The sequence below is a fragment of the Microbacterium album genome, from assembly GCF_014643695.1.
GTDB classification, from domain to species: Bacteria; Actinomycetota; Actinomycetes; order Actinomycetales; family Microbacteriaceae; genus Microbacterium; species Microbacterium album.
The window spans coordinates 78,703-103,270 of record NZ_BMJY01000005.1 but is presented as its reverse complement, the minus strand read 5'-3'; the positions used below and the strand labels follow the sequence as shown (position 1 = coordinate 103,270).

At 70.6% G+C, this 24,568-nt stretch carries 19 protein-coding genes; 8 read left to right on the top strand and 11 right to left on the bottom strand.

The window, feature by feature from the left end:
* Positions 1-46 precede the first annotated feature (46 nt).
* Genes IEX37_RS07925 through glgB form a run of 4 tightly spaced genes read left to right on the top strand, consistent with a single transcriptional unit; the run spans position 47 to position 7,558 of the window.
* A complete protein-coding gene (locus IEX37_RS07925; protein ID WP_188755730.1) occupies positions 47-2,029 on the top strand; it encodes an alpha-1,4-glucan--maltose-1-phosphate maltosyltransferase in 1,983 nt (660 codons plus the stop codon).
* Complete coding sequence (treS, locus tag IEX37_RS07920) at positions 2,026-3,795, top strand: maltose alpha-D-glucosyltransferase (RefSeq protein WP_188755729.1); 1,770 nt, start codon at positions 2,026-2,028, stop codon at positions 3,793-3,795. Before IEX37_RS07925 ends, treS begins: the two co-directional genes overlap by 4 nt.
* Positions 3,792-5,309 carry a maltokinase N-terminal cap-like domain-containing protein gene (locus IEX37_RS07915; protein WP_188755728.1) on the top strand — a complete coding sequence of 506 codons (1,518 nt, stop codon included), beginning with the start codon at positions 3,792-3,794 and terminating at the stop codon, positions 5,307-5,309. Before treS ends, IEX37_RS07915 begins: the two co-directional genes overlap by 4 nt.
* Positions 5,306-7,558, top strand: coding sequence for a 1,4-alpha-glucan branching protein GlgB (glgB, locus tag IEX37_RS07910; RefSeq protein WP_188755727.1), 2,253 nt, complete (start codon positions 5,306-5,308; stop codon positions 7,556-7,558). The genes IEX37_RS07915 and glgB overlap by 4 nt, the downstream gene beginning before the upstream one ends.
* Positions 7,559-7,831: 273 nt before the next feature.
* Here the strand turns inward: glgB and IEX37_RS07905 are convergent, their stop codons facing one another.
* Entirely contained in the window at positions 7,832-8,101 is a 270-nt protein-coding gene (locus tag IEX37_RS07905) for a GlsB/YeaQ/YmgE family stress response membrane protein (RefSeq protein ID WP_188755726.1), read from the bottom strand.
* 132 nt (positions 8,102-8,233) lie between these two features.
* Positions 8,234-8,824 carry a hypothetical protein gene (locus IEX37_RS07900; RefSeq protein WP_188755725.1) on the bottom strand — a complete coding sequence of 197 codons (591 nt, stop codon included), beginning with the start codon at positions 8,822-8,824 and terminating at the stop codon, positions 8,234-8,236.
* Positions 8,825-8,860: 36 nt separating this feature from the next.
* On the opposite strand from IEX37_RS07900, the gene IEX37_RS07895 reads away from it, so the two are divergent.
* The gene (locus IEX37_RS07895) at positions 8,861-9,370 is read left to right on the top strand and encodes an adenine phosphoribosyltransferase (protein ID WP_229663145.1); all 510 of its coding nucleotides are present in this window, start codon (positions 8,861-8,863) and stop codon (positions 9,368-9,370) included.
* Between the two features lie 38 nt (positions 9,371-9,408).
* On the opposite strand, the gene IEX37_RS07890 is transcribed toward IEX37_RS07895, so the two are convergent.
* The 4 genes from IEX37_RS07890 to IEX37_RS07875 all read right to left on the bottom strand — a co-directional run bounded on the left by IEX37_RS07890 (position 9,409) and on the right by IEX37_RS07875 (position 14,137).
* Positions 9,409-10,341: an NAD(P)-dependent oxidoreductase gene (locus IEX37_RS07890; protein ID WP_229663144.1), complete on the bottom strand. Its 933-nt coding sequence runs from the start codon at positions 10,339-10,341 to the stop codon at positions 9,409-9,411.
* A 67-nt stretch (positions 10,342-10,408) separates the two neighbouring features.
* On the bottom strand, positions 10,409-11,842 hold the full coding sequence (locus tag IEX37_RS07885) for an NAD-dependent succinate-semialdehyde dehydrogenase (RefSeq protein WP_188755722.1): 1,434 nt from the start codon (positions 11,840-11,842) through the stop codon (positions 10,409-10,411).
* 22 nt (positions 11,843-11,864) lie between these two features.
* Positions 11,865-13,085, bottom strand: coding sequence for an iron-containing alcohol dehydrogenase (locus IEX37_RS07880; RefSeq protein ID WP_188755721.1), 1,221 nt, complete (start codon positions 13,083-13,085; stop codon positions 11,865-11,867).
* The gene (locus IEX37_RS07875; protein ID WP_188755720.1) at positions 13,082-14,137 is read right to left on the bottom strand and encodes an Ldh family oxidoreductase; all 1,056 of its coding nucleotides are present in this window, start codon (positions 14,135-14,137) and stop codon (positions 13,082-13,084) included. The genes IEX37_RS07880 and IEX37_RS07875 overlap by 4 nt, the downstream gene beginning before the upstream one ends.
* 146 nt (positions 14,138-14,283) lie before the next feature.
* On the opposite strand from IEX37_RS07875, the gene IEX37_RS07870 reads away from it, so the two are divergent.
* Together IEX37_RS07870 and IEX37_RS07865 are read left to right on the top strand one after the other, a co-directional pair.
* Positions 14,284-15,093 (top strand): IclR family transcriptional regulator, encoded by an 810-nt coding sequence (locus IEX37_RS07870; RefSeq protein ID WP_188755719.1) that lies wholly within the window; start codon positions 14,284-14,286, stop codon positions 15,091-15,093.
* 61 nt (positions 15,094-15,154) lie between these two features.
* Entirely contained in the window at positions 15,155-16,327 is a 1,173-nt protein-coding gene (locus IEX37_RS07865) for an enolase C-terminal domain-like protein (protein WP_188755718.1), read from the top strand.
* Positions 16,328-16,353: 26 nt separating this feature from the next.
* Here the strand turns inward: IEX37_RS07865 and IEX37_RS07860 are convergent, their stop codons facing one another.
* From IEX37_RS07860 to IEX37_RS07840, 5 genes are read right to left on the bottom strand one after another with little or no spacing between them, the layout of a single operon-like run.
* Entirely contained in the window at positions 16,354-17,493 is a 1,140-nt protein-coding gene (locus IEX37_RS07860; RefSeq protein ID WP_188755717.1) for a mandelate racemase/muconate lactonizing enzyme family protein, read from the bottom strand.
* Position 17,494: 1 nt separating this feature from the next.
* Positions 17,495-18,682: a mandelate racemase/muconate lactonizing enzyme family protein gene (locus IEX37_RS07855; RefSeq protein WP_188755716.1), complete on the bottom strand. Its 1,188-nt coding sequence runs from the start codon at positions 18,680-18,682 to the stop codon at positions 17,495-17,497.
* A 1-nt stretch (position 18,683) separates the two neighbouring features.
* On the bottom strand, positions 18,684-19,796 hold the full coding sequence (locus IEX37_RS07850) for an ABC transporter ATP-binding protein (protein WP_188755715.1): 1,113 nt from the start codon (positions 19,794-19,796) through the stop codon (positions 18,684-18,686).
* A gap of 24 nt (positions 19,797-19,820) precedes the next feature.
* Positions 19,821-21,596, bottom strand: coding sequence for an ABC transporter permease (locus IEX37_RS07845; protein WP_188755714.1), 1,776 nt, complete (start codon positions 21,594-21,596; stop codon positions 19,821-19,823).
* On the bottom strand, positions 21,593-22,717 hold the full coding sequence (locus IEX37_RS07840; RefSeq protein ID WP_188755713.1) for an ABC transporter substrate-binding protein: 1,125 nt from the start codon (positions 22,715-22,717) through the stop codon (positions 21,593-21,595). Before IEX37_RS07840 ends, IEX37_RS07845 begins: the two co-directional genes overlap by 4 nt.
* 446 nt (positions 22,718-23,163) lie before the next feature.
* On the opposite strand from IEX37_RS07840, the gene IEX37_RS07835 reads away from it, so the two are divergent.
* Positions 23,164-24,567 carry an MmgE/PrpD family protein gene (locus tag IEX37_RS07835; RefSeq protein ID WP_188755712.1) on the top strand — a complete coding sequence of 468 codons (1,404 nt, stop codon included), beginning with the start codon at positions 23,164-23,166 and terminating at the stop codon, positions 24,565-24,567.
* The last annotated feature ends 1 nt before the right edge of the window (position 24,568 follow it).

The window sequence follows — 24,568 nt, the reverse complement described above, 5'->3', positions numbered from 1 at the left end:
CCCGGTGAGGCTGGTCACGCGGGGTGCCGTGTGCGAGGTTTGTGCCATGCTCGGACGCATCCCCGTCATCGACGTGCACCCCCTGGTAGACCTCGGAAGCAGGCCCGCCAAGGCGACTGAGGGCGAGCCGCTGCCCGTCCGCGCGACCGTATTCCGCGAGGGGCATGACCGCCTGGGGGCCGAGGTCGTCCTGACCGGCCCCGACGGCGCGCGACGCGCTCCCGTCCGCATGCGGGAGCAGCGGCCCGGCACCGATCGGTACGAGGCGTGGGTGACCCCCGACGCCGAGGGGGCGTGGGCGTTCGAGGTGCGCGCGTTCTCCGACCCCCTCGCCACGTGGACGCACGCCGCGAGCCTGAAGGTCCCCGCCGGAGTCGACGTCGAGCTGATGTTCCTCGAAGCGCGGCTGTTGCTCGAGCGGCTGCGTGAGCAGGCGCTCGCCGACGCCGACGCGCCGCTGAGCGCGGACGACGAGGCCGCGATCACCGCGGCGCTCGACGCCGCGACCGACGAGATCCGGCCCGTCGACGCGCGTCTGGCCGTCCTGACCGGCCCGGGGACGCAGGAGCTGTTCGCCCGGCACCCGCTGCGCGACCTGGTGACGGTCTCGGGGCCCTATCCCCTGTACGCCGACCGTCGTCGCGCGCTCACCGGCAGCTGGTACGAGTTCTTCCCGCGCTCGGAGGGCGCGCGCCTCGACAAGCACACCGGCAAGGTGCGCAGCGGGACCTTCAAGACGGCGGCGAAGAGCCTGGAGCGCGTCTCCGCGATGGGCTTCGACGTGCTCTACCTGCCGCCCATCCACCCCATCGGCGAGGTGAACCGCAAGGGCCCCAACAACACGCTCGACCCCGGTCCCGACGACCCCGGCTCGCCGTGGGCGATCGGTTCCCGGTTCGGGGGGCACGACGCGATCCACCCCGAGCTCGGCACGTTCGAGGACTTCGACGCGTTCGTCCGGAAGGCGCAGCGACTGGGGATCGAGGTCGCCCTGGACCTGGCCCTGCAGGCGGCGCCCGACCACCCGTGGGTCACGGAGCATCCGCAGTTCTTCCGGCACCGTGCCGACGGCTCGATCGCGTATGCCGAGAACCCGCCGAAGAAGTACCAGGACATCTACCCGATCCACTTCGACGACGACTTCGAGGGCGTCCTCGCCGAGGTCGAGCGCATCGTGCGGCTGTGGATGTCGCACGGCGTCCGGATCTTCCGGGTCGACAACCCGCACACGAAGCCCGTCATCTTCTGGGAGGAGCTCCTGCGGCGCATCCGGGAGACGGATCCCGACGTCGTCTTCCTGTCCGAGGCCTTCACACGTCCCGCCATGATGCACACGCTGGGGTCGGTGGGCTTCCACCAGTCCTACACCTACTTCACGTGGCGCGTGGAGAAGGAGGAGATCGAGGACTATCTGCGCGAGGTGTCGAGCGAGAGCGACCACCTGATGCGGCCGAACTTCTGGGTCAACACCCCCGACATCCTCCACGCGTCCCTGCAGTACGGCGGGCCGGCGGCGTTCGCCATCCGCGCGACGCTGGCGGCGATGGCGACGCCCTCGTGGGGCATGTACGCCGGCTACGAGCTCTTCGAGCACGTGGCAGTCCGCCCCGGCAGCGAGGAGTACCTCGACAGCGAGAAGTACCAGATCCGGGTCCGCGACTGGGAGGGGGCGGAGCAGTCGGGCAAGACGCTCATGCCCTACATCGCGACGCTCAACCGGCTGCGCCGCACCCACCCGGCGCTCGGGCTGCTGCGCAATCTCGTCGTGCACGCCACGGACGACGAGCACATCCTGTGCTTCTCGAAGACCTTCGGCGACGACACCGTCATCGTCGTGATCAACCTGGACCCGCACGGCGCTCACGAGACGACCGTGCACCTCGACCTCGAGGCGGCGGCGCTCCCCGAGAGCTTCGTCGTGCACGACGAGCTGACGGGCGCGGAGTGGGTGTGGGGTGCCGACAACTACGTGCGACTGGACCCGGTGGGTGACGTCGCGCACATCCTGAGCGCGCGGAGGACCGCATGACAGCCGCATCCGAGCCCGCCGCCTTCACGTCGTCGATCCCGATCCTGACGCAGGAGCCGTTCCCGGACACCCCCGGGAGCGGCGCCCCCACCTGGTTCAAGACCGCCGTGTTCTACGAGGTGCTCGTGCGCTCCTTCAAGGACGGCGACGGGGACGGCACGGGGGACTTCCGCGGGCTGACGGAGAAGCTCGACTACCTGGAGTGGCTCGGCGTCGACTGCCTGTGGCTGCCGCCGTTCTTCCCGTCCCCGCTGCGGGACGGCGGCTACGACGTGTCCGATTACACGGGGATCCAGCCCGAGCTCGGCACGATCGCGGACTTCCAGGCCCTGCTCGACGCGGCTCACGCGCGGGGCATCAAGGTGATCATCGACTTCGTCATGAACCACACGAGCGACGAGCACCCCTGGTTCCAGGCCAGCCGCAGCGATCCGGACGGCCCCTACGGCGACTTCTACGTGTGGAGCGACACCGACGAGCTGTACCAGGACGCGCGCATCATCTTCGTCGACACCGAGCCGAGCAACTGGACGTGGGACCCGGTGCGCCAGCAGTACTACTGGCACCGCTTCTTCTCGCACCAGCCCGACCTCAACTTCGACAACCCGCGTGTCCACGAGGCGATGCTCGACGCCATGCGCTTCTGGCTCGACATGGGGCTCGACGGCTTCCGGCTCGACGCCGTGCCCTACCTGTACGAGCGGGAGGGCACGAACGGCGAGAACCTCCCGGAGACGCACGCCTTCCTCAAGAAGGTGCGCCGCTTCGTCGACGAGAACTACCCCGGGCGGGTCCTGCTCGCCGAGGCCAACCAGTGGCCCGCCGACGTCGTCGACTACTTCGGCGATCCGCGGGTCGGCGGCGACGAGTGCCACATGTGCTTCCACTTCCCGGTCATGCCGCGCATCTTCATGGCCGTGCGACGCGAGTCCCGCTATCCGATCAGCGAGATCCTCGCTCAGACGCCGCCCATCCCGTCCAACTGCCAGTGGGGCATCTTCCTGCGCAACCACGACGAGCTCACCCTGGAGATGGTCACGGACGAGGACCGCGACTACATGTGGAACGAGTACGCGCAGGATCCGCGGATGAAGGCCAACATCGGCATCCGGCGCCGGCTCGCACCGCTGCTCGAGAACGACGTCGATCAGATCGAGCTGTTCACCGCGCTGCTGCTGTCGTTGCCCGGTTCGCCCGTGCTCTACTACGGCGACGAGATCGGCATGGGCGACAACATCTGGCTCGGAGACCGCGACGGCGTGCGCACGCCCATGCAGTGGACGTCCGACCGCAACGCGGGCTTCTCGACCGCCAACCCCGGCAAGCTCGCGCAGCCGGTCGTGCAGGACCCCGTCTACGGCTACCTCGCCGTCAACGTCGAGGCCCAGCAGGAGGACCGCTCCTCGCTGCTGCACTGGACGCGGAAGATGATCCTCGCCCGCAAGCGCCACCCCGCGTTCGGCCTCGGCAGCTTCAACGACCTGGGCGGATCGAACCCCGCCGTTCTGTCGTACTCGCGCGAACACACCAACGCCGACGGCACGGTCGACGTCATCGTCTGCGTCAACAACCTGTCGCAGTTCCCGCAGCCGGTCGAGCTCGACCTGCGCCGCTTCGAGGGGATGGTGCCCGTCGAACTGCTGGGAGGCGTGCCGTTCCCGCGCATCGGCGAGCTGCCCTATCTGCTCACGCTCGGCGGGCACCAGTTCTACTGGTTCCAGCTGCACGCGCCGGCCGACGAGTCCGAGGAGGTGGGGCTGCTGTGAGCGCCCTCCATGCAGGCAGGATCGATCCGGCCCTCCTGGAGGGCTACCTGGTGCGCACGCGCTGGTTCGGGGGCAAGGGACGCCCCTTCCGCGTCGCCCGGGTCGACGTCGTGGCCGAGCTTCCCGGCGGCGAGCACGGCCCGTGCGCGGCCATCAACCTCGTCACGGTGCGGTATGACGACGACGAGGGCGGCAGCGAGCTCTATCAGGTGCCGCTGTCGACCTACGACGAGCTCGAGGAGCGCCTCTCGTTCGCGTACGTGGGCCCTGCGGAGGACGACGCGGGCCAGGTGCGGCACCTCTACGACGCCGTACACGACCGCGATGCGATGGCACTGTGGCTCAATGGCTTCGTCTCCGCGGAAGGCGACGGCTCGGCGGAGAGCGGCGGCGTGCGCTTCCGCCGCGTGCTCGGCGACCGCGACGTGAAGCTCGATCCGGAACTGCGGTCGACGCCCCTGACGGGCGAGCAGTCCAACTCCTCGGTCAAGTTCGACGATTCGGCCATCATGAAGGTCTTCCGCAAGGTGACGCCGGGCGTGAACCCCGACATCGAGATCCACCAGGAACTGACGCGCGGCGGATCGGATCACATCGCCGAGCTGTACGGCTGGGCGGAGGTGGAGGTCCGCGCCGACACGGACACCGACGACGCGGGCGGCGCGGACGACGCGGGCGGGACGGGGGTGCTGCAGCTGGCGATGCTGCAGCGATTCCTGCGGACGGCGACCGACGGCTTCGAGATGGCGACCGGCAGCGTGCGCACGCTGCTCGCCGAACCCGAGCTGCCCGCGGGCGACTCCGGCGGCGACTTCGCGGGGGAGGCGGCCCGGCTCGGCGAGGCGCTCGCCGAGGTCCACGAGCTCCTGCGCGAGCGCTTCCCCAGCGAGCGCCGGGGCGCCGACGCTGTGGCGGGCCTCTCGCGGGCCATGACCGCTCGCCTGGAGAACGCGCTGCGGATCGTGCCCGAGCTGGAGGAGTACGCCGCGGGTCTGCGCACGGCCTTCGAGGCGGTGGGCGCGCTCTCGGGTCTCGACGTGCAGCGCATCCACGGCGATCTGCACCTCGGTCAGACGCTGCGCACGACCGGCGGCTGGAAGATCGTCGACTTCGAGGGGGAGCCCGGTCGCCCGTTCGCGGAGCGCGCCCTGCCGGACTCGCCGTGGCGTGACGTCGCCGGCATGCTGCGCTCCTTCGACTACGCGCCCGGAGTCGTCGCGATGACCGCGCCGGCGCCGCCCGACGCCGACGACGAGGACTCGCCGCAGGCCGACCTGCGCCTGCGGCGCGGCCGCGAGTGGTCCGAGCGGGCCCGCGGGCACTTCCTCGACGCCTATGTCGCCGCGCTCGGGACCGACGGTGACGGGGCGGGGGATTCGCCCGACGAGCGCCGGTTGCTGCTCGACGCCTACGTCGCCGACAAGGCGGTGTACGAGGCGGTGTATGAGAAGCGCAACCGGCCCTCGTGGATCGAGATCCCGCTCGAGGCGCTGGCGCGGATCGGAGGAGCATGACCGCCGCCGAGATCCTGCCGGTCGACCGGGCCACGATCGAGAGCGTGGCCGCGGGTGTCCACGCCGATCCGCACGCCGTGCTCGGACCGCACCCGCACGCGGGCGGCGTCACGGTGCGCGTGCTGCGGCCGCTCGCCTCATCGGTCGCCGTCCGCTACCGGCTCGAGGCGCCGACCCGGCGGGCGCCGGACGGCTGGGCGGAGATCCAGCTGGCGCACGAGCACGAGGGAGTCTGGGCGGGCGTCCTCCCCGTCGCCGACGTGCCCGCGTACCGGGTCGTGGCGGCCTACGGCGAGGGGGACGCGCGCACGAGCGTGGTGCGCGACGATCCGTACCGCTTCCTGCCGACCCTGGGCGAGGTCGACCTGCACCTGATCGGCGAGGGACGTCACGAGATGCTGTGGCGCGTGCTGGGCGCGCATGTCCACCGCTACGACGCGTGGGGCGACACCGTCACGGGAACGGCGTTCGCGGTGTGGGCGCCGCGCGCCCGCGCCGTGCGCATCAAGGCCGACTTCAACGACTGGGACGGGCGGGAGCATCCCATGCGTACGCTCGGATCGTCCGGCGTCTGGGAGCTGTTCGTGCCGGACGTCGGGTCGGGCACGAGGTACAAGTTCGTGGTCCTCGGCGCCGACGGCGTCTGGCGCGAGAAGGCCGATCCCATGGCGGCGTACGCCGAGGTGCCGCCGGACACGGCGTCGATCGTGCACGAGTCCTCGTACGAGTGGGGCGACGAGGAGTGGCTGCGGCGCCGCGCGCACGACCAGGCCGAGGGGCGCGGTCACGTCGCGCGCCCCATGGCGATCTACGAGGTCCACCTCGGATCGTGGCGGAGGGGGCTGACGTACGAGCAGCTCGCGGAGCAGCTGCCGTCCTACGTGAGCGACCTCGGCTTCACGCACGTGGAGTTGATGCCCGTCATGCAGCACCCGTTCGGCGGCTCGTGGGGCTATCACGTCACGTCCTACTACGCGCCCGACAGCCGTTTCGGCGATCCCGACGGGCTGCGACTGCTGATCGACCGGCTGCACCAGGCGGGCGTCGGGGTCATCCTGGACTGGGTGCCCGGGCACTTCGCGACCGACGAGTGGGCGCTCGCGCGCTTCGACGGCGCGCCGCTGTACGAGGACCCGAACCCGCAGCGCGGGTGGCACAAGGAGTGGGGCTCCCACATCTTCGACTTCGGCAACCCGCCGGTGCGCAACTTCCTCTACGCCAACGCGGTGTACTGGCTCGAGGAGTTCCACGCCGACGGGCTGCGCGTCGACGGCGTCGCGTCCATGCTGTACCTCGACTATGCGCGCGACCCAGGGGAGTGGAGTCCGAACGTCCACGGCGGTCACGAGAACCTCGAGGCCGTGCAGTTCCTGCAGGAGATGAACGCGACGGTCTACCGTCGCGTGCCGGGCATCCTCACGATCGCCGAGGAGTCGACGTCGTGGCCCGGGGTCACGCGCCCCACGTCCGCGGGGGGCCTCGGCTTCGGGTTCAAGTGGAACATGGGGTGGATGCACGACACGCTCGGCTACATCGGCCGGGACCCGGTGCACCGAGCGCATCACCACCACGACATGACGTTCTCGCTCACCTACGCGTGGTCCGAGAACTACGTCCTGCCCCTGTCGCACGACGAGGTGGTGCACGGCAAGGGCTCGCTGCTGCGCAAGGCACCGGGCGACCGGTGGCGCCAGTTGGCGACCTTGCGCGCGTATCTCGCGTTCATGTGGGCGCACCCCGGTAAGCAACTGCTGTTCATGGGAAGCGAGTTCGGGCAGGAGTCCGAGTGGGCGGAGTCCCGCGAGCTCGACTGGTGGCTGCTCGACCTGCCGGATCACCGCGGCGTGCAGCAGGCCGTGCGCGACATCAACACCCGCTACCGCGAGACACCGGCGCTGTGGGCGCTCGATGACGACCCGGCGGGCTTCCGCTGGCTGCAGGCCGACGACGCGGGCGGCAACGTGCTCGCCTTCGCACGCCTGGACGGGCGCGACGTCGAGGAGCCGGGCGCCGCCCTCGTGTCGGTCACGAACTTCGCCGCCATGCCGCACGAGCGCTACCGCCTCGGTTTCCCCGCGCCCGGCGTGTGGGACGAGGTCCTGAACACGGATGCCGTCGGCTACGCCGGCTCGGGGGTCGGCAATCTCGGCGCCGTCGAGGTCGAGCCCGCCCCGCACGCGGGCCATCCGGCCTCGGCGGAGGTCACGCTGCCGCCTCTGGCGACGGTGTGGTTCCGCCTGCGCGGCTGATCCCGCCCCGCCCTTCCGCGCTGCAGGCCTCGGGCCGCGCTTTCACGTTGCCCCGCGCGGTCCGGGGCTCATGTCCTGCGCTCGCGGGGGCAACGTAGAACGCCCGCCGCGTGTGCGACGGGCGTTCTGCGTCTCTCGTTCGGGGCGCCCCCTCCGTGACCGAGCCCGCTGGGCGGGTTATGACGGCTCGCGAAGGGGCGTTCCCCTGAAGGTCGGACGCTGCGCCGGTGAGAGAGAGGGCACCGGGGAGGGACGCGGCCGACGTCTGTGGGGCTATCGGGCGGACTTGTTGCGGCCCGTGATGAGGCCCCAGATCAGCAGCACGATGATCGAACCACCGATCGCGAGCAGCCAGGTCTGGATGCTCCAGAACTCTTCGATGCCGACGCCGAAGATGGCCGAACCGAGCCATCCGCCGAGGACGGCGCCGATGACTCCGAGGATGAGGGTGGCGATCCATCCGCCGCCCTGCCGCCCGGGCAGGATCGCCTTCGCGATCGCGCCCGCGATGAGCCCGAGGATGATGAATGCGATGAAGCCCATGACGCGCTCCCTTCTTGCGGGGATCTCCCGCGCTGCCCACGGTAGGAGAACCTGGACGTCTGCCGGGAGGGGCTTGACACCGCCACGCGGATTGCGCTTTGTGCGCGCTATGCGCGGGCGTCCGCGCGAGCGTCAGGCGGGGTCGAGCCGCAGCACGCCGGTGGTCTCGCCGACCCGGAGGTCGTCGATGATGCGCACGCTGCGCGCGAGCGCGTCGGCAGCGCCGAGCACCGTGCGGAACCGTTCGCGATCGCCGGAGACGGCCGTCACGGTCACGAGGTGGGCACCGGTGTCCCACGTGTAGGTCGCGAAGGGCGGCGTGGCCGGCTGGGGCGGCAGATCGATCACGAGCCGCTCGCCCATGCCCAGATACGCCCCGCGAAACGACTCCGTGTCGTCGTACTCGATCGGCATCATGGCCCGCGCCGCCCGCAGCTGCGGCGTGAGGTCCTGCAGCTGGGCCATCACGACCAGCAGCTCGGGATCGTCCTTCCACACCCAGACGAGCAGGCGGCCGTCGGCGCGCCGCATCATCAGCGGGGCCGCCTGGCTGATCGCCCATGCCAGCACGCCGTTCGGGCGGCCGGCGCCGCCCATCATCCGGCTTCCCTGCGACAGCAGCATCCGGATGGCCGCCTTGCGGTGGCGGCGACCGCGGAGCCCGAGGGACCCGGTCACGGCCACCCACGTCGAGGGGTCGGCGTCGGCCTGCAATCGGGGCATGCCTCCAGCGTATGCGGCCGGCAGTAGCCTGGGGTGGTGGACCTGACCCGCGCCGAGTCGCTCATCGCGCTCACGCCCGACTACCCCGAACCCGGTGTGCTGTTCCGCGACGTGTCACCGTTGCTGGCCGACGGCGACGCGCTGCGTGAGGTGGTGGAGGCACTCATCGCGCCGTTCGATGGCCGCTTCGACATCGTGGCGGGCATCGAGGCGCGCGGGTTCCTGCTCGCGGGCTACGCCGCCGCGCTCGCGGGCGTGGGGATGCTCCAGATCCGCAAGGCGGGGAAGCTGCCGCGTCCCGCCGCCGCCGTGTCGTACGCGCTCGAGTACGGCACCGCGACCATCGAGGCACCCGGCGTCCTCCGGCCAGGCGAGCGGGTGCTGCTGCTCGACGACGTGCTCGCGACGGGCGGCACCCTCACGGCGGCCCAGCGCCTGGTCGAGGACCTGGGCGCGGTCGTCGCCGGATCGGCCGTCGTCCTGGAGCTCACAGACCTCGGCGGACGGACCGTCGCGGGCGACGTGCACACGGTCTTCACGGCGTAGCAGGGCGCTTCAGGCGCCGGCCGGCGCGCCCGTGCCGATCAGGCGCGGATGACCACGTTGAGGGGCTCCTCGCCGCGCGCCATCCGCTCGGCCTGCGTCGCGACGAGGCGGGCGATGCGTGGCCGCATAGCCCGCGAGCGCCCGCCGACGTGGGGTGCGATCAGCACGCCGTCCAGCTTCCACAGCGGGTGGTCGGCCGGGAGGGGCTCGGGATCGAACACGTCGCTCGCGACGCGCAGGCGACCGCGCGAGACATGGTCGACCAGCGCGTCGGTGTCGACGATGGGGCCGCGGCCGACGTTCACCACGAGGGCGCCGTCGGGCAGGGCGGACAGCACGGCGTCGTCCACGAGGTGGTGCGTCTGCGGACCCCCCGGAAGGACGATCAGCAGGATCTCGGCCGTGGGGAGCAGCTCCGCCAGGTCGTCGATCGACCGCACCTCGAGGCCCTCCTCCTTGCGCGCGTGGGACGCGACCGGGACGAGGTCGACCTCGAACGGGAGGAGCCGATCGGCGATCGCTTTCGCCACGCCGCCGAAGCCGAGCATCACGACCCGCCGGTCGGCGAGGCCGGGTGCCTCGAAGCTGTCCCACTCGCCGCGGTCCTGGCTGCGCACCATGCGCGGCAGGTCGCGCTGGGCGCCGAGCAGCAGCGCGAGCGTGAGCTCGGCCGTCGCGGCCTCGTGCACCGACGACGCGTTCGCGTACACGGTGCCCGGGGGCAGACGCTCGGCGACGCCGTCGTACCCGATGGCTTGCCCCTGGATGAGGCGGTACTCGACCTCCTGCAGCCGCTTGAGGGTCGCGCCCTGCTTCATGTACGGCGGCACGACGATGTCGAGCCGGTCGCGCGGCGCATCGACCGAGCTGTCCCAGACGATGACCTCGATGTCGAGGGCCGGGTCGAGGAGGGCGCGCACGTCCTCCGCCAGTTGCTCGGTGGGCACGGAGAGGATCACGGATTCGCTCACGCCTGCGACCTTACTCCCCACCGGCCGCCGGGGGAGGGAGCGTTCCGCTGGACGGACCCGTCCAACCTCACGCATCGAGCGCGATGTACTTCTCCTCCAGGTACTCGAGGATGCCCTCGCTGCTGCCCTCGCGACCGATGCCGCTCTGCTTTGCGCCGCCGAAGGGCGCGGCCGGATCGCTGAGCACGCCGCGGTTGACCGCGACCATGCCCGACTCCATCCGTAGCGCCGCCCGCATGGCGTCCTCGTCCGGTCCGAACACGTAGGCGACAAGTCCGAACTCGGTGTCGTTGGCCATCCGTACGGCGTCGTCAACGTCGTCGTACGAGACCACTGCCGTCACCGGACCGAAAATCTCCTGGCGGGTGATCGTGTCGCCGTGCGACACCCCGTCCAGCAGGGTCGGCGCGTAGAACGCGCCCTGGGGGGAGCCGGTGCCTCCGGTCACGATGCGCGCGCCCTCGCCCACGGCGGTCGAGACGAGCTCCGCGACCTTGTCGCGCTCGCCGGTCGAGACCAGCGCGCCAAGGTCGTTCTGGCGGTCCAGCCCGGGGCCCGTGCGGATCCGTTCGAGCTCCTCCCTCATCCGCTCGACGAACGCGTCGTGGAGGCTCGAGTGCACGTAGAAGCGGTTGGCCGCCGTGCACGCGGAGCCGCCGTTGCGCATCTTCGCGAGAAGCGAGCCCGACACGGTCCTGTCGAGGTCCGCGCCGGGCAGGACGATCACCGGGGCGTTGCCGCCGAGTTCCATCGACGTGCTCACGATCGTGTCGGCGCAGGCCCTGAGCAGCTCGCGGCCCACCTCCGTGGAGCCGGTGAAGGAGAGTTTGCGCACAGCAGGGTGGGCGATCATCCCCGCCACGAGCGGGCCCGTGGGTACCGGCGTGACGAGGTTGACCACGCCCGCCGGCGCGCCCGCCCGGCGAAGGACGTCGACGACATACGCCGCCGTCAGAGGGGTCTCCCGCGCGGGCTTGAGGATGGTCGTGCAGCCGGCGGCGAGCGCCGGGCCGAGCTTGCGCGTCGCCATCGCGGCCGGGAAGTTCCATGGCGTGATGAGCAGGGCGACGCCGACCGGCTCGCGCGTCACGACGATGCGCTTGTCGCCGTTCGGCGACAGGCGGTAGTCGCCGGGGACGCGCACGGCCTCCTCCGCGAACCAGCGGAAGAACTCCGTCGCGTAGGCGGCCTCGGCCATCGCGTCGGCCCAGGCCTTGCCGTTCTCGCGCACCATCAGCTCCGCGAAGTGCTCCCGCTCGGCGCGCAGGATCTCGAACGCGCGGTAGAGCAGCTCGGAGCGCTCCCGGGGCGACGTCCGCGACCACGCGGGGAACGCCCGCTCCGCGGCCTCGACCGCCGCCCGGCAGTCGTCCTCCGTCGCGGCTGCGAACTCGGCGATCGTGGAGCCGTCGGCGGGGTTCACGACGCGGAAGCGGCGGCCGTCGCCACCGGCGCGCCAGCGGCCGTCGATGAACAGGTCAGCGAGTGGCGTCGAGGTCATGGGTTCCTCCTGGGTGACGGGATCAGGCGAGCAGCGAGCGGTCGCCGACGTGGGCGGCCCGGACGATCCGCGCGACCGCCTCGGCGTCCTGGGGGAGCGGTGAGATGGTCACGAGCCGTGCCGACATCAGCGTGAGCTCGACGATGCGGTCGAGCTCAGTCTCGGAGATGCCGAGCTCGGCGAGCGATGGGGGCAGACCGATCCGAGCACACAGGGCGGCGATGGCATCGACCGCCGACTGGGCTCGAGCGGCGACCGTGCCGTGCGGCGGCAGTCCCAGCGCCTCGCCGAGCCTGGCCAGCCGATCCGGCACCGCCGCCGCGCACGCCTGCATCACGAACGGCAGCAGCGTGCCGGTGCCCAGGCCGTGCGGCGTGTGGGTGAGCGCACCGACCGGGTACTGGATCGCGTGGCTCAGGTGCGTGCCCGCCGCGCCGAAGGCCATGCCAGCCAGCAGGCTGCCACGGGCCATCGCCGTGCGGGCCGCGACGTCGGCGGGGTCGTCGATCACGCGGGGGAGGGCCTCGTGGATCAGCGCCGCAGCCTCGAGCGAGAGGGGCGCGGTGAGCGCGTTGCGTCCGACGAAGACGGGCAGGGGCGCCGTCTGAGCCGGGACGAGGTCGCGTGCCGTGAAGGACTCCACCGCGTGCACGAAAGCGTCGATGCCCGCGTGGGCGGTGACGCCGCGCGGCGCGCCGACCGTCAGCTCGGGATCCACGACAGCGACCCGGGGGATCAGACGGGGACTGGAAACGCCGACCTTGAGCTCCCGGTCGGGGTCCGAGATCACCGCGACGGGCGTCACCTCGCTGCCGGTGCCCGCGGTCGTCGGGATCGCTACCAGCGGCAGCACGGGCCCGGGCACGCGGTTCTCGCCGTAGTAGTCGGGAAGCGTGCCGCCGTGCGTGAGCAGCAGGGCGACGAGCTTGGCCGCGTCGAGGGCGCTACCGCCGCCGTATCCGACAACGACGTCGGGCGCGAGGTTGCGGGCGGCCTCGGCGAGCCGAACGATCGCGGTCATCGGCAGCTCGGCGGGTACGTCCGTTTGCACGGTCACACCGACGCCGGCACCCTCGATCTCGGCCATCAGGTCGCGGAAGTGCGGGGTGCCGGCGAGAACCGCATCCGTGACGACGAGTGCACGGACCCCCAGCGCGCGGACGATCCCGGGCACGCTGGCGCGCGCGCCCCAGCCGAACCTGATCTCCTCCGGCAGGCGCAGGACGCCGAACTCCGCGCTCATGCCTTGCTCCCTGCGGCGGCCGCGCGGTGCAGAAACTCCCACACCTCGTCCGTCACGTCGAACCCGTCGGCGAGCGCGTCCGCGCGCGCCTGCCGGGCGCGGTCTCCCGGGATTCGCACCCGCGTCCCGTCCACTCCGCTTGCGCGCACCCGCTCGAGGTATGCCGCCAGACCCTCCGAACGCGCCGGCTGGCCGAACGCCTCGATACGGAGCACGATGATCACGTCGCCCTTCGTCGTCTCGTGTTCGGCGTCGAGTGTGCCCACGACGTCCAGCCCGAATTCAGTGCCGGTGAGCACGCCGACGACGGCGCCGAGCGTGATGCCGAGCGCATACCCCTTCGAGCCGCCGAACGGCGAGATCGCCCCGCGGACGGCCTCGGCGGGGTCGCGCGTCGGGCGGCCGTCCGCGTCGACGGCCCAGCCGTCCGGCAGCGGCCTGCCGCGCTCCAGGTGGTCGAGGATCTTGCCCGCTGACACGGAGCCTGTCGACATATCGAGGGTGAGCGGCGCCTGGGCAACGGGCACGCCAACGGCCAGGGGGTTGGTGCCCAGCAGCGCGCCCGAGCCGCCCCAGGGGTGGACGAGACCCTCGGTGGACGACAGGACCACGCCGACGCACCCAGCCTCGGCGATGCGCTCGACGTAGGGGGCGAGCATGCCCAGATGGTGGGTGTGGTGCAGCGCGCCGACCGCGACGCCGGTGCGCGCGGAACGCTGCAGCAGGGCGTCGATCGCCGCGTACGCCGTGAGCGGTCCGAAGCCGCGTCGACCGTCCACGCGCAGGGTGGCGTCGGCTGTCCAGCGCAACTCAGGCTGGGCGTCGGGGTCGATCAGCCCCGCCCGGAGACGCTCGATCAGGACGGGGAGCCGCCGGAGACCGTGCGACGTGTGGCCACGGAGCTCGGCCTCGGTCAGATGGGCCGCCTGCAGCGTCGCGGCGTCGCGGCCGGCACCTTCCGCCTCGAGCGCCGCAGCCGCCCGTACGGTGGCCTGCTCTGCGGAGAGCCGGTGGGGCCCTCGGGGCGCGCTCGTCGACCGTTCACTCGTCATAGCCCGTCCTCGTCGTGATCAGCCCCATCGCCGCCGATGAGTGCGCTCCGATTGTGTCCGAGCGTGTCCGCGGCGCTCGCGGGGGGTCCCGCCATGCAGGACGCCCCCGAACACGCCGACCCGGATAGAGGGACATAATTGCCCTCGTGGTGAACGTGATCCAGGGTGACGACACGCCGTCGGCGGAGCCGGGCGAGCCAGGCCGCCCCGAGGCCGCCTCCTCGCTCTCGCGGGGGCTGAGCCTGCTCGAGCTGTTCACGCCCGACGAGAGCGAGATCTCCATCCGGGAGATGTCCCGTCGCACGGGCATGCCGAAGTCGACGACCCACCGTCTGGTGGGAGACCTGGTGCAGTGGGGTGCGCTCGAACGAGGGCGCAAGGGTGTGCGGCTCGGCGTCCGCATGTTCGAGCTGGGCAATCTCGTCCCCGATCAGAGCCGTTTGCGTGATCTCGCGGTGCCGTTCGCCCAGTCGTTGGCGGAGGTCACGCGCCTCACGTCCAACGTCGCGATGCGGCAGGGGAGCGACATCATCTACGTGGAGAAGATCAGCGCTCTCGACCTGCGCGTGCCGCACTCGCGAGTCGGGGGCCGCCTTCCGATAACCTGCACGGGGTTGGGCAAAGCGATTCTGGCCTTCAGCAGCCAGGAGTTCATCGACGCGATTCTGAGTGGCCAGCTGGTGCGGCTCGCGCCGGGATCCATCACCGACCCCGAAGAGTTGCGCAAGCAGCTCACCACGATACGGCGCACGCGCGTAGCGTACGACCTGGAAGAGTCGCAGCCCGGGTTGTTTTGCGTGGCGGCGCCCATCTTCACACGCAATAACCGGATCATCGGCGCGATCTCCGTGACCGGTGCCACCTCTCGCAGCCAGGCGCAGAGTTTCGCGAATGTCGTGCTTGCCTCGGCCACGACGCTCTCGCGCGCGCTCGGGGCCGGGGCGCCGGGGCGCTGAGCCGCCCCGTCAGCCGGGACGCTGCGTTGCCCGACCGGACGGTCGAGGCCAGGCTGGCCGCATGGCAGCGCAGCTCATCCGGTCAGTCACCATCCGCAAGGTGCAGTGGGAGGTGGAGGGTCGTCGCCAAGAGGCCGGCTTCTATCCGACCGCCTACGATGGGGGACGTACGCCGCAGACGGGCTTCGTCCTCGAGGTGATGACGGACGAGGGCGTGCGCGGCGAGTACACCTGGACCACCGGGATCAACGGGCACGCGGCCGACCACCTGCGCTCCGTCGCGGGCTGGATGGTCGGCCAGGACGCGCTCGAGCGCGAGCGGATCTGGAACGAGCTGCGCCGCGTCTGGCGAAAGTACGACCAGCTCGGCCTCGGCCCCCTCGACTGCGCGCTGTGGGACATCGCGGGCAAGGTCTACGGTGCGCCGCTCTGGCAGCTGCTGGGCGGCTATCGCAAGCGCCTGCCCGCCTATGCGTCGACGCTGTTCGGCGATGACGCCGGGACCGGCCCCCTCGGCACGCCCGCGAAGTACGCGGAGTTCGCGCGCTACTGCGTGTCGCTCGGCTACCGCGCGATCAAGCTGCACGGCTGGAACGATGGCGACATCCGTCGGGAGATCGAGCTCGTGCACGCGGTGCGGGACGCCGTGGGCCCTGACGTCGCCCTTATGCTCGATCCCTCCGGTGCGTACCGGACCTTCGGCGACGTGCTGGCGGTCGGCCGGGCGCTGGATGAGGCGAATTTCTACTGGTATGAGGACCCGGGCATCGAGGGCGGCAACTCCGCGTTCGCGTACCGGAAGCTGCGGGAGAGCCTGAAGACACCGTTCCTGCAGGGTGAGCACATCCGCGGCCTGCAGCCCCGCATGGACAACATCCTCGCGGGCGGCACGGACTTCATGCGCGCCGATGCCGGGCTCGATGGGGGCGTGACAGGGGTGCTGAAGATCGCCCACGCCGCGGAGGCGCTCGGCGTCGACGTCGAACTGCACGCGACGAGCCCCGTCCACCGACACCTGATGGCGTCGATCCGCAACAGCAACTTCTACGAGCTGGGTCTGGTGGCGCCGAGTCTCCACCGAGCCTCGCCGCCGTTCTTCGCCGATTACGCCGACGACCTCACCGAGGTGGATGCTGACGGCACGGTCGGCGTCCCGGACGGCCCGGGTCTCGGCACTCCGCTCGACCGCGACTGGATCGCGGCGCACCAGGTGGAAGAGGCGGTCTTCGCCTGACGCCCCGGCGGCGAACCGCCACGGCATCAGGCGGCGGGCCGCGGCCAGGGTGAGCCAGGCTCTCCCTGGAAGTCAGCGGCGAGGCGTTCCTCGTCGACAGCGACGCCGAGGCCCGGTGCGTCCGTCACCCGCGCGTCGCCGTCCGCGACCACCACGCCGCCGGAGATCACGTCCGTGCGCAGCGGGTTGACCGCCGTGGGATCGGCCTCGAAGTAGTCGCGCGAACCGAGAGCAGACATGGCCGTGAGCGTCGCGGCATGGTTCAGCGCCGTGTGCGAGATGTGAGGGACGAAGCGCACGCCCATCGCCTGCGCGACGTGGCCGACGCGGATGGCCTCCGTGATGCCGCCGACTCGGCTGACGTCGGGCTGGGCGACCTGGATCGCGCCGGAGCGGATCCAGTCGGCGAACGCGTCGGCGCCGAAGATGTTCTCTCCGGCGGCCAATGGCACGCGGCGCAGTGACGCGAGCGCGACGTAGTCCGCCCGGCGCGTCGGCACGAAGGGCTCCTCGAGCCACTCGGCGCCGATGGCTCCGAGCGCGCCGGCCAGCCTTGTGGTGTCGTACTTCAGTCCGAGGTTCGCGTCGGTCATGAGCCCGAACTCCGGCCCGAGCTCGGCGCGTGCGGCCTCCACACGTGCCACGTCCGTCTCGTACCCGTCGCCCACCCGGACCTTCGCTGCCCGGAAGCCGCGCTCCCGCAGCCCCACGAGGTCCGCCACAAGCAGGTCAGGCGTCGAGTAGCCCAGCGTGAAGCCCCCCGCGTAGGCGGGGAAGGACGTCAGGCTGCCGCCCGCGAGCCGCCAGGCAGCCCGGCCGGCGGACTTCCCGTACGCGTCCCACATCGCGATGTCGATGCCGCTGAGCGCATACAGGAAGCCGCCGAGGCCGTTCGCGCCGAAGCGATCGCGGATCTCCTCGCGCACGGCCAGCGTCTCAGAGGCGAGCCGTCCGACGACGACGTCCTGCAGGGCCGTGTTGACGATTTCGGCCACAGCGGTGCCGGCGTGACCGTGGAACGCCTCTCCATAGCCCACCGAGCCGTCGTCCAGCTCCACGCGGACCAGCACGAAGTCACGTCGGAGGACGCTACCCGTTCCGATCGCGCGCGGCGGCTCGGCGAACCGCCAGGTGTGGGGCCGCGCGCTCAGCGAGACGATCCGCATCTCACACCTCCCACGTCGGCGGGTGGGCGCGGATCGCGTCTTCGTTGACGTCGCAGCCCCAGCCGGGCGCGTCCGGGAGCACCATCTCGCCGTTCTCGATGATCGGAGGTGTCGTGAGCTCGTCGCGCCACGGCACACCATCGACGTCGATCTCCAGGATCGAGAAGTTCGCCAGCGCGGCACCGAACTGCGCGCTCATGTGTGTCATCAGGTGGCTCATCGGGTTGTGCGGCGACACATTGAGGTCGTACGACGCCGCGAGGTCCGCGACGCGCTTGGACTCCGGCAGCCCGTTCCACGCGATGTCGACCTTCACGAGGTCCATCGCGCGTCGCTCGAAGAAGCGGCGGTACTCCCGCACGCCAGAGAGCGCCTCGCCCGACACGATGCGCAGCTGCCCATTCCCGCGCGCGGCGACCAGCGCCTCGGGATCGTGCGTGTCGGACTCGAGCCAGGACAGCGGCGTCTGCGCCAGGCGCCGGGCCAGCCGTGCGATCGCCTCACCCTTGACGCACCAGACCGTGTCGAGCAGAAGGTCCACGCCGTCGCCAGTGCCGGCGTGGAACGCCTCGATCAGGTCGACGAGTCCCTCGATCGTGGGGCGCGTCAGCTCGAGCGAGGTCTCGCCCTCGCCGCTCCACAGCGGCAGGTAGAGCGTTGCGGCGCCGTCCTCGAACAGGATCACGTTGGTCTTCAGGGCTCGGAAGCCACGCTCGCGGACCTCGGTTCCCAGGGCGGTGATGTCCTCCAACGAGCGAATCGGTGGATGCACGCCGGCTTGCGACATTCGCACCCGTCCGAGGCCGCAGTGCGACCAGTACAGCGGGAGCCGGTCGCGCAGCACGCCGCCGAGCAGGTCCGCCACGCGCAGGTCGAGCGCCCGCGCCCGGATGTCGAGGCTCGCGTTGAGGATCGCCGCTGCCGCCCGGCGGTTCAGTCCCTCCTCCGCCTCGTGCGTCGCGGAGTGGAGGATCGCTTCCAGCCGGTTGGTGTTCATCGCGTCCTGGCCGACGACCAGCTTCGCCAGGCGCTCGATCACCTGATGCGTGCCGCGCGAGGAGTACCCGCCGTCCGTGAACTCGGCCCATCCGGTGATGCCGGCGTCGGTCGTGAGCTTGAGGAACGCCCACACGCGCGTGCCGGCGGCGGCGTGCAACGTCTCCGCGGCGGTGATCCTGACGGCGGGCACGTCAGGCCCCCGGCACGAAGTGGACGTCGCGCGCCCGGACGCCTGCCGTGACCTGTGCGCCCACGGCGAGCCGCGTGTCGATGGGCAGCTCGGCGCGGATGGTGCCGGTGGGCATGGTGAGGGCTACGTCGAGATGGCGCCCGAGGAACGAGATGCGCTCGACGGTCGCCGTCCAGCGGTTCTCGAGCCCCGCGGCCGCGTCCCCGACGCGGACGTTCTCGGCGCGGAAGATCGCCGTGACGTCCGTCCCGGGTCCCGCGTAGGGCTCGTCGGACACGATGGTCACGCCATCCCGCGTCGCGGAGATGGCGTCGGCGCCCAGGCTCGCGCGGATGAGGTTTGCGCGCCCGATGAAGTTCGCCGCGAACTCCGTCGCGGGGCGGCGGTAGATTTCGCGCGGAACGTCGAGCTGCTCGATGAGGCCCTCACGCATGAGCACCACTCGATCGGACATCGACATGGCCTCGGTCTGGTCGTGCGTGACGTAGACCGACGTGATGCCGACCGTGCGCTGCAGCTCGAGCAGCTCCACGCGCATCTGCTCGCGCAGGCCGGCGTCGAGGTTCGACAGAGGCTCGTCGAACAGCAGGATCTTCGGACGGGTCACGATCGCGCGGGCCAGCGCGACGCGTTGCTGCTGACCGCCGGAAAGCTCGGTGCCATATCGCTTGGCGAACGGGCCGAGGCCGACGAGGTCGAGCACCTCGGAGACGCGCGTAGAGGCCTCCTTGCGATCCACGCCCTTGAGTCCATAGCCGACGTTCTTCTCGACCGTCATATGGGGCCATACTGCGTACGACTGGAAGACCATGTTGATGCCGCGCTTGTCGGGGGGCGTCTCCCGTTCCGCGGACGCGATGGTCTTCCCGTCGAGAACAACCTGGCCCCCGGACGGGGACTCGAGACCGGCGATGCAGCGAAGCGTGGTCGTCTTGCCGCACCCCGACGGCCCCAGCAGGGTCAAGAACTCGCCCGGCTGGATGGAGAACGAGATGCCCTTCACGGCCTCGACCTCGCCGTACTTGATGCGGAGGTCGCGGACCTCCAACGCGGCGCCGCGGTGGGCGGTGCGACTGGCGCTCGCCGGGGGCGCCTGCTCGGTGATCTGGCTCACGTCTGTGTTCCTTCGAGTCGGGTTCTAGAGGTTGGAGGAGTCGAGCCGCGCACGTAGCGCGAAGCGGGCGAAGAGGATGCCCACGGCCATCACAAGGGTGAGGAAGAGCCCGACGACGGCCGCGTTCCGGATGGAGCCCTGCTCCACGTAGTTCCACGCGAGCACAGACAACGGCCGCGACTTCGGGCCGGAGAGGATCACGGCCTCGTTGACCTCCCGCGTGGCGAAGACGAACAGAAGCGTCCAGGCCGACAGCAGTGAGGGTCGGAGCAGGGGGAACGTGACCGTCGTGATCGTCCGGAGCTTGCCTGCCCCGTTCATTCTGGCCGCTTCTTCGAGCGACTTGTCGATCTGGATGAGGCCGGCGCTGCCGAAACGCGCCGCCTGCGGCAGATAGGCGCCGATGAGCGCGATCGCCACGACGATGATGGTCGCGTAGATCGGCGAGCGAACGTACATCCAGAGCAGACCCGTCGCGAAGACGATGCCCGGCACCGCGATCGGGAAGGTCGCGAGGTAGTCGATGATCGCGCCCATCCGCCCGCGCTCGCGCACCACCACATATGAGATGCCGAGGCCGATGAGCACGGTGACCGTGGGGACGAACAGGCCCAGCAGCAGCGTGTTGCCGAATGCGGTCGCGGTGTCGGCGCGGTTCCACACCTCGGTGATCCCGGCGAACGAGAACGTCATCCGGCGGAAGTCCGTGATGGCGAACGGTGATAGCGACATGACGATCAGCACGGCATAGGGCAGCACGGCCGCGAGCAGCGTGTAGAGCCCGAACCCACCGGCGGCGATCCAACGCCCGATCGGCATCTTGACCGGCCGCGGACGTGTGCCCCGCGCGCCGACCGTCACGAACCGGTTGGCGTTGCGCACCGACCGTCGGTACAGGAACACGCCGATCAGCGTGAACCAGAACAGCAGCGTGCCGAGCGCCGCGCCCACGGGCGGGCGCGACGGGAACACGGTAACGGCGCGGTAGACCTCGACCGCGAGCGGCGAGAACGAGGCGTTCATGCCGAGCACGGCGGGGATCACGAAGACGCCGGTGGCGAGCACCGCGACGAAGAAGAACGAGGCCACGATCGCCGGCCGCATGATCGGCAGGGTCACCTTCAGTGCTGTCTGGAACGTACCGTGCCCGTTCATGTAGCTGGCCTCCTCGAGCGAGGGGTCCATGTTCTTCAGGGCCGACGAGATGAACAGGTACGCGTACGGCACGTAGAACAGCAGCATCACGAACACGACGCCCGGCATGGACATCACGTTCACAAACGTCGCATCGGTGTTCAGCATCCAGCGCAGGTTGACGTTGATGATGCCCGAGTTCGGCGCCGCCAGCAGCATCCAGGCGAGGGCGCCGACGAACGGCGACAGGAAGAGCGGCAGGATGAGGCCGAACTCCCACACCTTGCGCAGCGGCACGCGCACGCGCGTCAGGAACCACGCCGCGACGGCGCCAATGACGACCGCGAGCGATGCGACGCTCACCGCCATGACGAGTGTGCCGATCAGCGAGCCGTAGTACTCGCCGCTGACGTACACCCGGTAGACGGCGTCCAGCGAGAACGTGTTGTTCGGCAGCCCGGGAGCGCTGCTCTGAACCGCTCCCACGAACACCATCAGCACCGGGCCGGCGACCAGGCCCAGCAGCAGGAGAAGGAGGACGATCGCGAGGGCGGAAGGGTAGCGACGGCCGCCGCGACCTCGGCCGGTGGGTGGCACCGCGACGGCCTCCGTCTCGGTGCCACCCGTCTCGCCGGTCCGCAGACCGATCGTCTCTTGCAGGGTCATCCGGAGTACCCGAAGACCTGGTTCCAGCGGGGGAGGAAGTCGCCGTCGGCCGACGACGCCTCCAGGAACGCCTCGTCGCGGATGAAGTCGAACCAGACGTCGGACACGTCGGGCTGGCTGTACCACGCCACGTCGAGGATCTCGCGGGAGTCCTCCACTTCGGTGTTGGCAGGGATCGTCTGCGTGATCTCCGTGTAGAGGGCGTTCGCCTCTGGGGTCGTGGCCCACTCCATGAAAAGGCGAGCGGCGTTGGGGTGCGGCGCGGTCTCGACCACGCTCGTGGCGAAGTAGCCACCCACAGTCGACTCGGGATAGACGAACTCGATCGGCGCGCCCTGCATGGCGAACGAGAAGGCCAGCGAGTCTGTGATGCCGAAGCCGATCGAGTACTCGCCCGCGATCAGGTTCTGGACGAGCGTCGCCGAGCTGTAGAACAGCGGGTCGTTCGAGGCGATCGCCTCGAGCGCCTCCCAGCCGTACTCGTCGGCGTAGTCGCCCTCGGCGAGCCGATAGTAGAACGCGGCGATCTGCTGCGACGACTGCGGCATGTTCACGCCCACGCGCCCCGAGAACGCGGGGTCGCCCGCCGCTGCGACCGGATCGGCCTGGATCCTGGCGATCTCGTCCTCGCTCAGCAGCGTCGGATTGTAGGCGATGGTCTGGAAGTAGCCGTTCTGCACCGGATAGAAGTAGCCCTCCATCTTCTGGTCCTCCGGGTACTGGTCGCCGTGCTCCGGCGTGTACTCGGCGATCATTCCCTGCTCGACGGCGGTCTCGATCGATACGCGGTCCGCGATCGCGAAGATGTCCGCCTGGTGCTGTCCAGCCGACTGCTCCTGCAGGAAACGCTGGTTCAGCTCGCTGCCCGGCAGGCGCAGGATGTTCACGGCGATGCCGTACTCCTGGGTGAACGCCTGGGTCCACTGCTGGAGAGTGGTCTCGTTCGCGTCGCCGTAGAAGGTGAGCTCGCCCTCGGCCTGGGCCGCGCTGATCAGCTCGGCCATCTCTCCGGTCGGCTCGATGCCGGACCCGGCCGGCGTCGGCTCGGCGCTGCATGCGGCCAGCGCGAGGGCGGCGATCGCCCCCGCGACTCCCGCGGCGACCCTCTGGGAAGTGTTCACAGTAGCTCCTTTGCCATCACTGCTCCTGGTCACCGTCGGCTGACGATCAGCCTCGGCTGCGACCCCTCGCCACGACGTGACGTGACCGTGTCACGACGCAGCTGCGCGTCTCACAATCTGGTGAATGGGCGCCGGTACGGCAACAGAGCGTCCCGCATAGGGGGACCCTCGTCACCAACGCGGCAGGAGGGCTTACCTCAATCTGTCATGGATCCGATATCTCGGTTCGACGGTGATCCCTCGCGGAATCGGGGCCGGCGCGCGCAACCTCAGCGTCCTCCTCGCGGCCGGCCGACTCGGAGTAACTCGGATTTTCCGATGTAATACCGTCAAAAACCGCCTCTTTGCAGATTTACTGCCCGGTGTCACGCTGGGGCGAGCGGGGCCGACGAGGGCCCCGGCGACCCGCGGCGAAGAAGTCGCGGGACGAGTGGAAAGGGGTATCCATGGTGGATCGCGTCGCCGAGAGGGCCGTCGACTATGCCGGCGCCATCGCCGAGCACCTCGAGGGCACGGGGCTGCGGGACATGCCCGAGGCGGCGATCGCCCGCGCGAAGCAGCGTCTGATCGACAGCCTCGGCAACGTGCTCGCGGGCGTGCACGCCACCGGAAACGCCGCGGCCCGCGCCGCGTTCGCCGGCTACGGCGGGCGACCGGAGGCGACGGCCGCCGGCGTGGAGGAGAGGCTGCCGGCGCCGCATGCCGCGCTGCTGAACGCCATGGCCATGCGCTCCTACGACTTCGAGGCGGTCGGTGCCGAGGCCGCCGACGCGAGCATGGTCGCAGCCCACATCAGCGGCACCACGGTTCCGGTCGCGCTCGCCGCGGCGGAGCGGGCAGGGCGCGACGGCACCGCGTTCCTCGAGGCGCTGATCCTCGGCGAGGATCTCGCGTCGCGCCTGGCGGTCGCCTCGGGCTTCCACACCGCCAGCGGCGGCGACAACACCGGGACCGTCAACGTCATGGGCGGCGCGGCGATCGTGGGCCGGCTCGAGGGCTTCACGCAACGGCAGTACCGGGACGCCCTGGGTCACGCGCTCAACCAGATGGCGGGGACCGTGCAGAACCTCTTCGACAAGGCCGACTCGTTCAAGCTGCCGCAGTCGCTCGCCGCGCGCAACGCGATCGTCGCCGCCGACCTGGCGAAGTGCGGCTTCGGCGGGCTGGACGACGCGCTCGGGGCGGCGTTCGGGTTCTTCCGCCTCTTCAGCCCGGCGCCGCGCCCCGAGGCCCTGCTGGAAGGCCTCGGTCGCAGCTTCTACGCGGACATGATCATCAAGCCCTGGGCCTCGTGCCGCGCGGCGCACCCGGCCCTCGACGCCGTGCTGCGCCTGCGCTCGGGACACGGCCTGACGCCGGACGACATCGAGCGCGTGGAGATCCACGTCACCCCCACGACCAAGCGCGGCTTCACCGGGCAGCGTTTCGCGGACGACCCGCGCTCGGAGGTGGACGGGCTGTTCAGCATCCCGTACAACGTCGCGGTCGGACTCATCGAGGGAACCGTGCGCCCCGAGCACCTGGACGTCGCCTACATGGCACGCCCCGACGTGCGCGAGCTGCTCGAGCGGGTCGAGCTGGTCGACAGCCTGCCGCCGGACGAGTACCAGACGGCCGAGGCCGTGGTGCTCACGAGAGACGGCCGGCGGCTGCACCAGCGTGTCGAGGACCCGCTCGGCGACATCTACCGCAACCCGCTGAGCGACGCCGCCGTGCGCGACAAGTTCCGGCGCAACATCGAGTTCGCCGGGCGCGAGGAGCGCGTCGGAGACGAGCTGATCGCCGCGGTGGAGCGCGTCGAGGACCTGGACGACCTCACGCCCATCACGTCGCTGCTGGCCGCTCGCTGAA